Origin of the sequence: Aggregatibacter actinomycetemcomitans (genome assembly GCF_003130205.1) — a bacterium.
Taxonomy (GTDB): Bacteria; Pseudomonadota; Gammaproteobacteria; order Enterobacterales; family Pasteurellaceae; genus Aggregatibacter; species Aggregatibacter actinomycetemcomitans_A.
Genome location: NZ_NRDF01000006.1, coordinates 25,061 through 40,489 on the forward strand (window position 1 = coordinate 25,061; position 15,429 = coordinate 40,489).

Below are 15,429 nucleotides of genomic sequence, written 5' to 3' on the forward strand. Positions count from 1 at the left end.
ATATGGCTAATCGGGCGACTTCCATCGCCCGTCGAATTAGTGGGCTGACCACTCAATGGTGTTTAAATCGATACCTTCTTTGAACATATCCCAAAGCGGGGATAATTCACGCAATTTTTCTACCGCACCTTTCATCAGGCTTACGGTATAGTCGATTTCTTCTTCGGTGGTGAAACGACCTAAGGTGAAACGAATGGAGCTGTGTGCTAATTCATCGTCACGACCTAATGCACGTAGGATATAAGACGGCTCCAGACTGGCGGACGTACAAGCGGAACCGGAGGAAACCGCGATGTCACGCAACGCCATTATTAATGATTCACCTTCTACATAGTTGAAACTGATATTCAGGTTATTGGCGACGCGGTGTTCCATGGAACCATTCACATAGGTTTCTTCGATGTTTTTTAAGCCGTTGTACAGGCGATCGCGCAGGGCTTTAATGCGCGGAATTTCCGTTGCCATTTCTTCTTTAGCAATGCGATAAGCTTCGCCCATGCCGACGATTTGGTGCACCGGCAAGGTACCGGAACGCATACCGCGTTCGTGTCCGCCACCGTGGATAATCGCTTCTAAACGAATGCGCGGTTTCCGACGCACATATAAGGCGCCGATGCCTTTTGGCCCGTATAATTTGTGGCTGGACATGGACATTAAATCTACCGGTAATTCGGCAAGATTAATTTCCACTTTACCAACGCTTTGAGTTGCATCCACATGGAAAATGGTTTTGTTGGCACGGCACAGTTCACCTATGGCTTTAATGTCCTGAATGACACCAATTTCGTTATTTACGTGCATGATTGACGCTAAAATGGTGTCGGGGCGCAATGCCGCTTTGAATTTTTCCAAATCGATTAAACCGTCGGATTCCGGCTCCAGGTAAGTGACTTCAAAGCCTTCGCGCTCCAATTGACGGCAGGTATCAAGCACTGCTTTATGTTCGGTTTTGCAAGTGATAATGTGCTTACCTTTGGTTTGATAAAAATGCGCAGCGCCTTTAATGGCGAGGTTGTCAGATTCCGTTGCACCGGAGGTAAACACGATTTCACGGGAGTCGGCACCGATTAAATCGGCAATTTGATTACGGGCAACGTCAACTGCCTCTTCTGCTTGCCAGCCGAATTTGTGTGAACGGGAAGCAGGATTACCAAAAACACCGTCGATGGTTAAATATTCCATCATTTTTTTTGCTACACGTTCATCTACCGGACAGGTTGCCGCATAATCTAAATAAATGGGTAGTTTCATTATTCACTCCTAAATAGTTATAATTTGACCGCACTTTAGCTACTTAGTGGGCCGTTAGCCGTTTACCACGACTAAATTTTCAAAATTCTGAGGTTTGTCAGGGGAGGCAACGCCCTGTTGTCTGCTTTTTTGTTGGAGAACTAATTCTTCCAAGGTAATTTCACTTAAGAAATCTTCAATGCGTTGGCTCAATTTTTCCCATAAGGAATGGGTTAGACATTCGGAACCGTTGCTGCAGTTGCCATGTCCAAGGCAAGCTGTCGTTTCAATATTTTCGTTGACGGCAGTAATAATCATCGCAATGGAAATCTCACTTGGCGCAAAGCCCAATTTGTAACCGCCGCCCGGTCCGCGCACGCTTTTCACCACATTGTGACGACGCAGTTTGGCAAACAATTGTTCTAAGTAAGATAAAGAAATATGTTGCCGTTCGGAAATATCAGACAGGCTCACAGGTCCATCATTGGCATAAAGAGCAATGTCTAAAATTGCGGTTACCGCATAACGACCTTTGGAAGTTAATTTCATTTTTTTGTGTTCCTAATAAAATTATGAATGCGAAAAATCTTTACATTGTTGACTTATTTAGTCAACTATTATCCTGGTTAAGATTTAAGTTTTTTTCTACCGCACTTAACATACCAAGCAGAATGTTTAATTCTGTTTTTTCTATCCCGGCGCGGCTGTATAATCGTCGCAACTTTTGCATAACGCCTTGATTTTGAATGAATCCAAGGGAACGATAAAGCTGCTCCGTGTGGTTAAAAAAATATTCTAATTCCTCCATCTGCGGGTAAATATTCGCGTTATTGCGGATATTTGGGGGAGGCGATGCTATAGTTTGGGTCAAATATGCCATTCTGACTTCATAAGCGATTAATTGCACCGCCATGGCAAGATTAAGTGAGGCATAATCGGGATTGGCGGGAATAGTCATATGATAGTGGCATTTGAGTAATTCCTCATTAGTTAAGCCGACGCGCTCGCGCCCGAACACAATGGCGACTTTCCCGTTTGTTGCATAAGCAACGGCTTTTTCGCCACACTCACGCGGTTCAATAAGTGAATTCTGCAAATGGCGCAATCTTGCGCTGGTACCGACGACTAAAGAGCAATCGGCGACCGCTTGTGAAAAGTTTTCCGCTATAACCGTACTTTTCACCACATCTTGTGCACTGGCGGCAAGAGCGATAGCCTGATCATCCACGTTTTGTTTCGGCGCGACCAACACTAAATCCGTTAATCCCATTGTTTTCATTGCCCGTGCAGCAGAACCGATGTTGCCACTGTGTGAGGTTTCAATTAAAACAATCCGAATATTTTTTAACATTATTTTTACTATATGACTTAAAATATTGGCTATTCTAACATAATACCCTTTATTTTTAGTCAACAATTCTAGAGATTTTTCTGATAGCTATTTCCTTATAAACTGCTTATAATTTGAGATCTGACTGTTCTTTAAAATCCGGTGGAATCTATGAATCCAATGTTAAATATCGCGATTCGTGCAGCACGAAAAGCGGGCAATATTATTGCGAAAAATTATGAGCGTCGTGACGATATCGAAACGATGGAAAAAGGTAAAAATGATTATGTGACGAATGTCGATAAAGCGTCCGAAGCAGCGATTATCGAAGTGATCAAAAAATCCTATCCCGAACACACCATCATCACCGAAGAAAGCGGTGCGCTGGAAGGGAGCGATAATGACGTGCAATGGGTGATTGATCCGCTGGATGGCACCACCAATTTCGTGAAAGGCTTACCGCATTTTGCTGTTTCTATCGCCATTCGCGTCAAAGGCCGCACTGAAGTGGGCGTGGTTTATGATCCAATCCTTAACGAACTTTTCACCGCCGTACGTGGCGAAGGCGCAAAATTAAACGAATTACGTTTACGCGTTGAAAACAAACGTGATTTAAATGGCGCTATTTTAGCCACCGGTTTCCCGTTCAAACAAACCAAATATATTCCGATGCAATTTAACATGATGCAAAGCCTGATTGCCGATGTGGCGGATTTCCGTCGCACAGGCTCCGCCGCGTTGGATCTTTGCTATGTGGCGGCAGGTCGCGTCGATGGTTATTTTGAGTACGGTATCAAAGCTTGGGATGTGGCGGCAGGCGATTTAATCGTGCGTGAAGCTGGCGGCATCGTCACCGACTATAATGCCGGTCATGCCTATTTAAAATGCGGTCATATCGTGGCAGCCGCCCCGCGGGTTTTAAAAGAAATCCTCGGCAAAATCCAACCCGCTGTTGCCGACGACTTAAAATAAGATTTAAAACGACCGCACTTCAAATAAAGTGCGGTCGTTTTCTTTGGTGTTTTTAGTTGTTCGGTTTTTCGATTTGATTCGGTTGAACTACCTCTTGTTTTTCACTCTCCGATTGTGGTTGTATTCCTGCTTGCGGTTTTACTTCCTCCGCTTCCTCTTGCTGTTCAACTTCTTCCGTTTGTTTTAATATTTCTTGTCGGATTTCTTCCTCGGTTTTGCCGTTGATAAACGTGCCTTTGTCGGTTTTTTCCAGTTTAATCACGTAATTATCCTTGTCTTCCAGGAAAAGCGGAGAAAGTGTGCCTTCCGGTTTTATTTCCATTTGAAGTTGTTGCCAGAATGGTGAGTCATTTTTGATTTTTAGACTTTGCTCGTTGGTGCCATCGATTAAGCCCTTGTTAAGGGAGATATTGAGTGAGCCTCTGAGGTTTTGGTCGAGCACATCGAATGGTGTTTGGCTATCTTTTTGTGATTTAATCGCGCCGTTGATATCCAGTTTAAGCGGATAGGCTTTGGTAGCAGGATAGGTGTTCAAATTCAGCGTAATTGTTGCGTTGTTTATGCTTAAATCTAATCCTTTCCATTGGTTTTCAATGTATTTCTCTGTGGTTTCTGAGGTGAAATAGGCAGAACACAGTGGCGCTGCCAGACCGGAGCAAAACTGCACTTCTGCCAGCTTCGGGTAATTGTTGATGGTAAGCGGAAGGCTGACGGCAAGATCTTCAATTTGTATTTGTGCTTCAGGTAATGCCAGTTTTTGCATGGAAAGTGTGGATGCACCGCGATATTGATGATTTTCTTCCGTGGATTGGCTTTTTACGGATAAGTTCTCAGACACAACATTGCCATAATTGAATGATTGCAATGCAATTTCCGTGTTGCTATTGCTACCGGATGCTTTCGCCCATTTCTCTTTTAATTTTAACAAGGCGTTGTTGTCTTCTTTCGGCGGGGTTTTTACCGTAAAGGAATCCAGATAAAAAGGAATGAACGCCAACTCATTTTCCAAGTTGTAATTTTCTAAATGATAGATAATTTTGGCGCCTTTCGCCTGCCATTGCTTGTTTTGATCTTCCGGTGTTTGCTTGACGTTACCGACATTAAGTTGCAGATCAATATTCGCGTTGTCGAGATGACGATTGTTCATTTTTAGGCTGAAGGTTGTGTCATTCAAATTGAAATAGGGTTTTTGATTTTTCGGGGCTTCAACCGATTTTACAGCAAGCGAACCGTTGAACTCCTCGTTTTGGATTAGCACGGCAACCAAAAAATTAACGGCATTTTTTATGCCTTGGTTATCATTGGTGAGTTTTTTAAATTCATCGGCAAAATCAACCGCACTTTTCACGCCTTTCTGGGTGAGATTGAGTGACAAACCGTGGATGGTGGTCTGGCTTTCTTCCGTGGTGCGTTCTTTATTGGCAACGCGGAGAATATCACTGCTGAATTTGGTGGTTAAATCACGATGTTGTGACTCTTCGTTTTTCTTAATATCAAACTGATATTTCGCATTTTTGAGCTGAATTTTAGTATTTTCACCGTTCATTAAATTTAATTCGGCGTTTTTTATGTTCAGTTCAATTGACGAAATATCATATTGATTATCGCCCACCGGCACGAAGTGGAGTTTTCCGTTAATTCGTTCCAGTTTGCTGTTTTTGTCGTAATTGAAGCCACTTAAATCGGTTTTAATGTTGACGTCTTTGTTTTCCGCATTGAAATTTAAGGTGACGGCAAGGTTTTGTGATTTATTGGTGAAATCGCGAAATTCGGTTAACACGTCCGATTGCAGGTAATCGCCCACCGGCGAGAATTTGCTGTTAATGGTGTTTTTATCAATGGTGATATTGAGATTTTTGTTTAATTGGTGAACTAATTGATCGGACAGTTTGGATTCCGCTGTGATAAAAAACGGCAGAGCAGTAAGCTTGGCAGAAATCACATCGGTGGTTTTACCATCCGGATTTTCAAGGCTAAAAGTTAAATGACGGCTGAAAAAGTTGTTATTTGTTTCGGTTACATTGAGGCGAAGTTGATTATCCAAGGAATAAGGGAATTTTTGTAACACCTGATCCACTTGTTGATTGGTGTAAATTTGTGCACCGCTACCGATAGCAACGATGATGGCGGCAAGTGTTAATGTGATTTTTCTCTTTTTGCTCATGTTGTCCTCAAGTTTGAATTAAGGGAGGTTAGGGTGTTATATAGCACAATCAAAAGTCTTTGCCTCTCCGTTTACGGGGGGCTGCCGAAGTCTGAGGGGGCCCTCTTCCGCCCTTCGGACACCTTCCTCCGCAAATAGGGGAAGGAAAGTCATTTTATCTATGGCCGGCATATAACAGCAGTTTCCAAAATGCCGTAAATCATTACTCATAAATCACAAAAAGTGATTTATTCGCCCCTACGGGGCCGTTGGCTTTGCCAACGTTCAAAAAACGTTGTTTTTTGTGCCCACACTTAGGGCTTGTGTGCTCATTAAAACACACAAGCCCTAATCTTTTGAATACAAAGTGCGGTTAAAATTTCAATTATTTTTTAATTTTATTCATTTTTTAACAGGAAAACCCCTTGTTCGGAAAGCTGAACATAGGCTTCCTGCAATGCCGGGTTGAAGTGTTCCGGGCGGCTGTTAATCAGCAAATCTTTGCCGTGCCATTGCGCCACCACTTCCCAATGGTTGCCCATGTACACCGCACTTTTAATGCTGCAACGTTGGGCTTCGCTGCCGGTTTCGGAAAGATAAACCGCTTCCGGGCGAATCCCTACCAGGCAATCACCATCTGCCAAATGAAATTGCGCAGCGTCTTTCAGGGTTAACTCATAGCCGTCAATATTGACGGTGCTTCCTTGCAATTTCGCCGGGAAAATGCTGGATTCGCCCATGAAGTTGGCAAGAAATAACGAGTTCGGGCGTTGATAAAGATCTTTCGCCGACGCTTTTTGCATAATTTTGCCTTTGTTCATCACGATAACTTCATCAGACACTGCGAAAGCCTCCGTTTGGTCGTGGGTCACATAAAGCGACGTGATGCCGAGGCTTTGTTGTAATTCACGGATTTTTTCACGCATGGCGCGACGCAAGTTGGCATCCAGGTTACTTAGCGGCTCATCGAACAATAACACTTTCGGTTTGAGCACAAGCGCACGGGCAAGTGCCACACGTTGCTGCTGACCGCCTGAAATCTGATCCACATAGCGCTCTTCAAACCCGGCTAAATCTACCAATTCCAAGGCTTCTTTTACCCGTTGTTTACGTTCTTCTTTGCTCACGTTTTGCATACGCAAGCCATAGCCCACGTTATCGCCGATGCTCATGTGCGGGAATAAGGCGTAGGACTGGAACACGATACAAATATCGCGGTTTTGAATGGAGGATTTGGTCACGTCTTCGCCGTCAATAAAAATTTGGCCGGAGGTCGGGTTTTCCAAGCCTGCCACCAATCGCAATACGGTAGTTTTACCGCAACCGGACGGACCGAGCAGGGTGACCATAGTGCCGCGTTTAATAGTTAAATTCAAATTATCGATCACTACGGATTTGCCGAAAGATTTGGTGATATTTTTTAATACTAAGAAATCATTGTTCATATTTTTACCTATAACTTAATTCATTTTTTTCGCTTTGGAACGGGAAATGCGGGTGTCACCGACAATCCAGTCGAAGAATAAAATAATCGCCATCATTACCACGATTAAGAGGGAGCCATAGGCTATCGCGATACCATACTCGCCGTCTTCTACACGGTTTAAGATGTATGAGGTAGCTACCCTGGTATCTGCAGTAACTAAGAAGACAATCGCACTAACGGTTGTCATTGCACGAACAAAGCTTGTTACTAACGCAGATAGCAGTGCCGGTTTTAATAGCGGGAAAACAATAAAACAAATTGTTTTGAATGAGCTGCCTTTAAGAGATAAAGAGGCTTCATCTAATGATTTGTCTAGTTGCCCTAAACCTGCAATTGCAGCACGCATACCTACAGGCATATTACGCATGATCATTGATAGAATAACGATGAGGCTGGTACCTGTAATGTAAATAGGCGCATCATTAAAGGCAAGAATATAAGATACACCGGCTACCGTGCCCGGTACGGCAAAGCAAAGCAAAGTGAGAAACTCTAATGTTTTCTTACCTTTAAATTCTCTTCGTACAGTAATGTATGCAATTAATAAACCAAACAATGCAGTGATCGGTGCAGCTGTAGCTGCGAAGATAACGGTTTGAATCAATGATGGCCATGCTCCATCGCTGAAGCCTTGTCCAAATAAGGTAATGTAATTTTTCAGTGTTAAAGTGTAGTTTACACCCCAGTTTACGGTGAAACTACCGTAGAAAATACTACCGTACAATAATATGTTAAATACTACCCAGCCCCCTAAAATAAGGGTAATGGCGTATTTCATTGTGGTTGGTAATTCTTGTACATCACCTCGATAAGATTTACCTGATACAGTCGTATAGGAACGGTTACCTATCCACCAATATTGGATGATAAAGATACCTAAAGAAAAGACTAACAATATTGTACCCAAGGTACTTGCAGAGGCGTAATCCAGTTGGGAACCGGCTATATAGAAATAAATTTGTGATGATATAACATCAAAACTACCACCTAAAACTAATGGTGTACTAAAGTCAGCGATAGACTGGATCGCAACGACTAAGAATGAATTAGCTAATGCCGGTTTCAATAATGGGAAAATAATATTAAAGAAAGTCTGATAGCGATTAGCTCTTAACGTATACGAGGCTTCTTCAATTGATGGATGAATTGATTTTAGTGCACCCTCCAATATCATGAAAGACATTGGTGTTAAAGCAAGCGTATGGGCAATAACAATACCGGTAAAACCATATAACCAATTACTATCAAATCCTAAGTACTCAACTAGATATTGGGTAATGTAACCGGAGCGCCCTAACATTAGCGTTACCCCTAATCCAACTACAAACGGCGGGGTGACAATAGGTAATATAGAGAATATTTTACCTATTACGGCACTACGTTTGGCAATTCTTGTTGTGTATAATGCAAATATCAAGCCAAATGTGGTAGCGAGCACGCCTATTGTGCCGGCAACAGACAGTGAATTTAGGATGATTCTGACAACATAAGGCTGCTTTATGATATCTATGACTTGCCCGGGAACAAACTCTGTTCCTTTATAGAACATTGACATAAAGATCGCTAATGTTGGATAAACGATAAAAAAGAATATTAATAAGACAATGCTAATTAAAGAGCCAATGATGAATTTATCACTTTGCATGACTTTCATTTTGGCAAGCGCATTCGTAGAAACCCCGATGAGTGCTATGGTGAGAACAAAAATAGAATAGCCCAAACTGATTTTTGCAATTGTGGCTGAAACCATCACAAATACAAAAATTATACAGGATAAAATGAACTCTATTTTCCCCTGATACACAGCTCCTTTCTGTTTACATAGGTGAGAAAATACAGGGATAAGAAATAATGAACCAAACCATAGCCAACTTAAATTAGGTTGATTCCACCCCATTGCGGCAAGTATTTCATCCGAAGTGGAATCCGATATTCCGTAATATAATGCTAACGATGGTAGGAAAATAAAGCCTGCCATTGCTAACATTACCCAAAAGAGATTGGAATTGAGAAAATTATACTGCTTTCTCATAAAGCCTCCGTTTCCAGGTTACAAGTTTATTTATTTAATTTGACTTCATGTACCCAACGATCAATCAAACGACTCCGTACATCGGAAGAACCAAATTTATCAAAATCATATTTAATTAAATTCAATTCATTTGATTTTAATGCGTAAGGAGAACCCTCGGCATTTACATTGGTTAAAATATGGTGAGATTGTCCTGTTTTCCAAGAAAGTTCTTGAGACTCTTTAGACATAGCCCAGTCAACAAATAATTGAGCATTTTTTAAATTACGGGCGTTTTTAATAATGCTTACACCGCCTAACTCGTAACCGGTACTTTCGCAAGGTACGACAACTTCAATCGGGGCGCCATTTTGTTTTTCAAAAGAATAATTTTGTAAAAATCCAATTCCGATTGTAGTTTCCCCACGGGCTAAATTATGTGCAGGGGCCGTCCCTGCTTTTGGATACTGAGAAATATTTTTATCAAGATCCTTTAAATAGTCAAATGCAGCATCCTCACCCCAAAGTTGAACAAAAGTGGCAATAGCAGTATATGCGGTTCCTGCGCTTTGAGGATCTGAAATTTGAATTTCATTTTTGAATCTTGGATCTAATAAATCTTTCCAACATTTTGGAACATCAGTAATACCAAGTTTCTTTAATTTCCCTGTATTAACACCAAAACCCAGAACTCCCATATAAACAACAGAGCTATAGTTGCCTTTACGGCGCCCCGGGTCTTTGAATTCCGGCATAACTTCCTTCAATAAAGGAGATTGATATGCTGTTAGTAAATCCATCTCAGCTGCTTGTGAATGAGGATCAAACGTTCCTCCATACCATACATCGGCTTGTGGATTATTTGTTTCTGCTTTTATTTTGGCTAGGGTGCTTCCTGAACTATTACGGATAAAAGTAGCATTTACATCGTATTTTTTAGCAAAAGCTTGGACCTGAGTTTCACACACTGAATTCTGCGCACTACAATAGACGACTAATCGCCCTTCAGCCAGGACATTAGTTGAGAAAAAAATGCCACTAAGTACGGTTGCAGATGCGGATACTGTTAATGCAATTTTCGAGGGTTTCATTTGAACACTCCTGTGTTTTTTATTTTATGATGGCGTGCGTCTCCTGACGCGTGTCCTCGGGATAGTGATAAGCGTGTGCCAGGAGACGCGCTATCAAACTGCTCCTGCAAATAAAAGTGCGGTTAAAAAAACACATGGATTTTCCACCGCACTTTTCAGCGCTATTTCGCTAATTTTACCTCTTGTACCCATTTTTCAATCAGGGCTTTGCGTTGTTCGGTGGCGCCGTATTTTTCAAAGTCGTAATTAATAAGGTTGAGTTTGCTCGGGTCAAACGCCGTTGGGGATTGTTCTGCGGTGGTGTTAGTCAAAATTTGTAAGGAATCCCCTTGTTTCCAGGCTAATTCCTGCCCTTCTTTGGATAACGCCCAATCCACGAATAATTTGGCATTGTCCGGGTTGCGTGCGCCTTTCAAGATGCTCACACCGCCTAATTCATAACCTGTGCCTTCACACGGAACCACCAATTCCAACGGTGCGCCTTGGCGCTTTTCCAGAGCATAATCGTGTAAGAAACCGATTCCTACTGCGGTTTCGCCACGGGCAGCGTTACGGGATGGGGTGACGCCGGATTTGGTGTATTGGGAAACGTTCGGATGTAAGGCTTTTAAGAAATCAAAGGCTTGTTCTGTGCCCCACAATTGTACGAAAGTGGCTAACGCAGTGTAAGCGGTACCTGCGCTTTGCGGATCGGCAATTTGCACTTCACCTTTAAAACGTGGATCCGTTAGGTCTTTCCAGCATTTCGGCACCTCTTTAATACCTAACTTTGCAAGACGTTCGGTGTTCACACCGAAGCCCAAAATCCCCATGTAAATGGCGGAAACGTAGTGACCTTTGGTTTTTGCCGGGTCGCGGAAGCGCTCTATGATTTCGTCAATGTGTTTGGATTGATAAGGTTCAATCAAACCGAGTTCGGCAGCTTGTGCCTGTGGATCGAAAGTACCGCCGAACCAAACATCTGCTTGCGGGTTATTTTTTTCTGCTTCCACTTTGGCGAAGGTGCTGCCGGAACCGTTGCGGATGAAGGAGGTTTTTACATCATATTTTTCGCTAAAGGCTTTGGTAGTGGTTTCACATAAAATGTTCGTTGCGCTACAGTACACCACCAAGCGCCCTTTGGCGGTTGCCGCTTGTGAGGCGAGTAATCCGCCGGCTAAAAGTGCGGTGGAAATGGCGAGAGAAAGTGATTTTAATTTCATACGAATAACCTCTTTTGTCCATGAGATATAAAAATTTAATGCCAACCTGCGTTGGCATTTTGTTTTAGGTTATGAAGAATATTAACGAAATTTTTTCAGAATTAATGTGATAATTCTCACAAAAATAATAATTTTATGGAGTGAATTTATCGTTTCATCTTCTGATTGTAGAAATTTTGTTTATTTATGTTGCTGTAGGGTGGCTGAATTTTAGACAGCAACTCTATAAAAATCGGATTTTTTTCTTTATAATTCCCCGAATTTATTTACGTGCCTATTACACGCCAAAAGGGAAGGAAATCGGTATGTCAGACACTCAAAATTCATCTTGTATTATTATCGCCATTGCGGGGGCGTCTGCCTCTGGAAAAAGCTCTATCGCATCAACCGTTCATAGAGAACTGTGCAATGAATTAGGTTGCGAAGAAATCGGCATTATTGCGGAAGACAGTTATTACAAAGATCAAAGCCATCTGGAAATGGTAGAGCGGGTGAAAACCAATTATGACCATCCCAACTCCATGGACCGCGATTTGCTCATTCGACATTTGAAATCCCTTAAGGCCGGCAATGCCGTGGATATTCCCGTTTATAGCTATGTTGAACATACCCGCACCGACGATGTCACCCATTTTACCCCGAAAAGAATCGTGATTTTAGAAGGCATTTTGTTATTAACCGATGAACGTGTGCGTCAGTTGGCGGATATTTCCGTGTTTGTAGATACGCCGCTGGATATTTGCTTTATTCGTCGTTTGCAGCGTGACATGGAAGAGCGCGGGCGTTCTCTGCAATCGGTGATCGACCAATATCGTGCCACCGTGCGCCCGATGTTCCTGCAATTTATCGAGCCGTCTAAACAGCACGCCGATATTGTGATTCCGCGCGGCGGCAAAAACCGCATTGCCATCAATATGTTAAAAGCGCAAATTATGCAGTTATTAAGCCGAAAATAGGAGGCGCTCATGAGATTATGTGATACCGACATTGAACGTTATCTGGACGAGGGATTAATTTCCCTCAATCCGCGCCCGTCGAACGATAAAATTAACGGCGCCACGATTGATGTGCGTTTGGGCAATTCCTTCCGCGTATTTCGTGAGCATTCCGCCCCTTACATTGATTTAAGCGGTCCGAAAGAAGAAGTGTCGGCGCAGTTGGAATCGGTGATGAGCGATGAAATCATTATCGGCGATGATGAAGCCTTCTTCTTGCACCCCGGCGTGCTGGCACTTGCTACGACCTTGGAGTCGGTAAAACTGCCGGCGAATATTATCGGCTGGCTGGATGGACGCTCTTCCCTGGCGCGTTTGGGTTTAATGGTGCATGTTACCGCCCATCGTATCGACCCGGGTTGGGAAGGTAAAATCGTGTTAGAGTTTTACAATTCCGGCAAATTACCGTTAGCATTACGCCCGAATATGATTATTGGCGCCTTGAGTTTTGAAGTGTTAAGCGGACCGGCGGCGCGCCCGTACAGCAGCCGTAGAGACGCAAAATACAAAAATCAGCAAAATGCCGTTGCCAGTCGCATTGACGAGGACAAATAAATGAAAAAGATCGCAATTATTACCGTGGTCGTCATACTTGCGATCTTTGCATTTTTTTATGTCCGGATTCAGAAGCTGGAAACGGTGGTTTCTACGAAACTGGCACAACATGAAACCCAATTTCAAGCGTTTAGCTTAGGCTTTTTCCCGCAACCTTACCTTGCTTTTGAAAACGTTAAACATAACCAAATCAGTATTGCAAAGCTGACCGGTAGATTTCCGTTATCCGCCTTGTTTTCCGGGAATGTCAAATTACAGGCGCTGGAAATTCAAAACGCCAAATGGTCTGAAAATGCACAGAATAGCGCCGATATTCAAATGCGTTTTTCCGATTTTTCTCTCGATAATATTTCTCCCGACGGCATTGCCTTTAGCGGCGATAATTCGGTTACGGTGGAATTGGCAAAACCGTTGTACGGCAACAATAAAACCTTTAATTTCCGTTTTATCAAGGGCGCGATTCAGCGTAACGGCGAACGAAAATTTACGGCGCAGTTTGACCATGCCGTTTTAAATGCAGAAACCTTAGGCTTTATTCAGGCGGATTTAGACTTATCCCAATACACCAAGCACCTGACCGCAGACATTAATTCTTATTGTCCGCCCGATTCGCCTTGTACCGCACGCTTGGATTATGTCAGCGAGCCGGAAAAAAGTGCGGTCGGTTTTTCCGCTAAAAATTATCCGCTGGAACGCCTGCTGACCTGGTTCACTTTCCCGAAAACCATTACCGGCAATGCCGATGTGGACATCGCCATGCAGTTCGACCGTTCTCAAATTATCGGCGGTAAATTCTATTTTGATGCGAGAAATGGCGAATTATTGGGGATAAATTTGTTGGAGTTGGCAGGACGACATTTGCCGGTTAACTGGGATGCTTCGGCGTTAAAAGACAGAAATAATATTAATACCAAATACGACCGGATGACCGGCAGCTTCCGTTTGCAGGGACATCAACTTGATATTGAAAAAATGATCTTGAAAACCACCGCACTTTTAGGTGAGGGGCGTGGCCGGGTAAATTTGCAAGCTATGCAATGCGATGTTGATCTGAACCTTCGTCCAACCAATGAAAAATACGCGGACATTGTACTACCGATTCATTTCTTTAATAGTTGCTATTCGCCGCAATATGAAATGAATATCGACAAAGCATTTCGCAATAAAATCAAAGAACTTCTTCGACGTAAATTAAAACAATAATATGGTCTCTTTAAAAATTGTACGACGCCTGAAATTTTTTCGCGTTGTGTTACTGGCATTTGCTGCGTTTATTTTTAACACCACCGAATTCTTACCCGTCGCCTTGTTATCCGACATTGCGCAAAGTTTTGAAATCCCCGTGCAGCAAGCGGGGCTGATGATCACTGTTTATGCCTGGATTGTTTCCCTGATGTCACTGCCGTTTATGCTGATGACGGCAAAGCTGGAGCGGCGTAGTTTGCTGATTAAACTCTTTATTGTGTTTGTCGCCAGCCATATTTTTTCCGTTATGGCGTGGGATTTTTGGATCCTGCTGTTATCCCGGATCGGTGTAGCGTTTACCCATGCGATTTTCTGGTCTATTACTACGTCTCTGGCGGTGCGGGTCGCGCCGAAGGATAAAAAAGCGCAGGCGATCGGGTTGCTGGCAATGGGCAGCGCGTTGGCGATGGTACTGGGTTTGCCCCTTGGACGGGTTATCGGGCAGTATTTTGGTTGGCGTGAGGCGTTCGGTATTATTGCGTTCCTGGCATTTACAGTAACGGCGCTGCTGTATCGCTTTCTGCCGCATCTGGCAAGTCGCAACGCCGGTTCGCTAAAATCCGTCCCTTTATTATTCAAACGCCCGCTGCTGGTGGGCTTATATGTGCTGACTATCCTCATTATTTCGGCACATTTCACCGCTTATAGTTATATTGAACCGTTTATTGTACGTATTGGCGCAATGAGCGATAGCACCGCCACGGCGATCTTATTGATTTTCGGCTTATCGGGTATTACTGCCAGTTTGTTGTTTAACCGCTTTCACCGCTTCGCACCGGCAAAATTCTTGTTGAGCGCCATGGCTATTTTAGTCATTTCTTTGCTGCTGTTATTGCCGTTCAGTCAAAATCAAAGCGCCATGTTCTTACTGGCATTTATTTGGGGGGTAGGCATTTCCGGTATCGGTTTGAGTTTGCAGGTGCGGGTGTTGCAGCTGGCACCCGATGCCACTGATGTGGCAATGGCGATCTATTCGGGGCTTTATAATATCGGCATCGGCGGCGGTGCATTATTGGGCAATCAGGTCATGCAACATTTCGGACTTGCCAATATCGGCTTTTCAGGCGCCTTGTTTGCAGCGCTTGGATTTATGTTGTTTATGTCTATCCATTTTCGCTATGGAAAAGCCAATCGCGAAAATTTAACGCATTTATAATGAACCGACCTAT

General features: G+C 43.2%; 13 protein-coding genes. 5 read left to right on the top strand and 8 right to left on the bottom strand.

The genetic code is table 11. From position 1 onward, the window contains the following. Positions 1-36: 36 nt before the first annotated feature. The 3 genes from DK423_RS05875 to trmJ form a co-directional block, all read right to left on the bottom strand. A complete protein-coding gene (locus tag DK423_RS05875; RefSeq protein ID WP_005555601.1) occupies positions 37-1,251 on the bottom strand; it encodes an IscS subfamily cysteine desulfurase in 1,215 nt (404 codons plus the stop codon). Positions 1,252-1,305: 54 nt separating this feature from the next. Further along, on the bottom strand, positions 1,306-1,779 hold the full coding sequence (gene iscR, locus DK423_RS05880; protein ID WP_005555603.1) for a Fe-S cluster assembly transcriptional regulator IscR: 474 nt from the start codon (positions 1,777-1,779) through the stop codon (positions 1,306-1,308). Positions 1,780-1,840: 61 nt separating this feature from the next. Next, positions 1,841-2,581 (bottom strand): tRNA (cytosine(32)/uridine(32)-2'-O)-methyltransferase TrmJ, encoded by a 741-nt coding sequence (gene trmJ / locus DK423_RS05885; protein ID WP_005555605.1) that lies wholly within the window; start codon positions 2,579-2,581, stop codon positions 1,841-1,843. 150 nt (positions 2,582-2,731) lie between these two features. On the opposite strand from trmJ, the gene suhB reads away from it, so the two are divergent. Next, a complete protein-coding gene (gene suhB, locus DK423_RS05890; protein WP_032996491.1) occupies positions 2,732-3,532 on the top strand; it encodes an inositol-1-monophosphatase in 801 nt (266 codons plus the stop codon). Between the two features lie 52 nt (positions 3,533-3,584). Here suhB and DK423_RS05895 read toward each other — a convergent pair whose 3' ends face one another. The 5 genes from DK423_RS05895 to DK423_RS05915 form a co-directional block, all read right to left on the bottom strand. Then, a complete protein-coding gene (locus DK423_RS05895) occupies positions 3,585-5,696 on the bottom strand; it encodes a hypothetical protein (RefSeq protein WP_109043906.1) in 2,112 nt (703 codons plus the stop codon). 377 nt (positions 5,697-6,073) lie between these two features. Next, on the bottom strand, positions 6,074-7,120 hold the full coding sequence (gene fbpC, locus DK423_RS05900; RefSeq protein ID WP_005555611.1) for a ferric ABC transporter ATP-binding protein: 1,047 nt from the start codon (positions 7,118-7,120) through the stop codon (positions 6,074-6,076). 15 nt (positions 7,121-7,135) lie between these two features. Further along, complete coding sequence (locus DK423_RS05905) at positions 7,136-9,193, bottom strand: ABC transporter permease (RefSeq protein ID WP_005555613.1); 2,058 nt, start codon at positions 9,191-9,193, stop codon at positions 7,136-7,138. Positions 9,194-9,219: 26 nt separating this feature from the next. Further along, positions 9,220-10,263 carry an ABC transporter substrate-binding protein gene (locus DK423_RS05910; RefSeq protein ID WP_032996492.1) on the bottom strand — a complete coding sequence of 348 codons (1,044 nt, stop codon included), beginning with the start codon at positions 10,261-10,263 and terminating at the stop codon, positions 9,220-9,222. Between the two features lie 161 nt (positions 10,264-10,424). Further along, a complete protein-coding gene (locus DK423_RS05915; RefSeq protein WP_005555619.1) occupies positions 10,425-11,465 on the bottom strand; it encodes an ABC transporter substrate-binding protein in 1,041 nt (346 codons plus the stop codon). Between the two features lie 305 nt (positions 11,466-11,770). On the opposite strand from DK423_RS05915, the gene udk reads away from it, so the two are divergent. Genes udk through DK423_RS05935 form a run of 4 tightly spaced genes read left to right on the top strand, consistent with a single transcriptional unit; the run spans position 11,771 to position 15,416 of the window. Next, positions 11,771-12,421, top strand: a complete 651-nt coding sequence (gene udk, locus DK423_RS05920; protein ID WP_032996493.1) for a uridine kinase — start codon at positions 11,771-11,773, stop codon at positions 12,419-12,421. 9 nt (positions 12,422-12,430) lie between these two features. After that, positions 12,431-13,015 carry a dCTP deaminase gene (gene dcd, locus DK423_RS05925; RefSeq protein ID WP_005555623.1) on the top strand — a complete coding sequence of 195 codons (585 nt, stop codon included), beginning with the start codon at positions 12,431-12,433 and terminating at the stop codon, positions 13,013-13,015. After that, a complete protein-coding gene (locus DK423_RS05930; RefSeq protein WP_005555625.1) occupies positions 13,016-14,218 on the top strand; it encodes an AsmA-like C-terminal region-containing protein in 1,203 nt (400 codons plus the stop codon). Position 14,219: 1 nt separating this feature from the next. Continuing rightward, positions 14,220-15,416 (top strand): sugar transporter, encoded by a 1,197-nt coding sequence (locus DK423_RS05935; protein WP_005555626.1) that lies wholly within the window; start codon positions 14,220-14,222, stop codon positions 15,414-15,416. Positions 15,417-15,429: the final 13 nt, after the last annotated feature.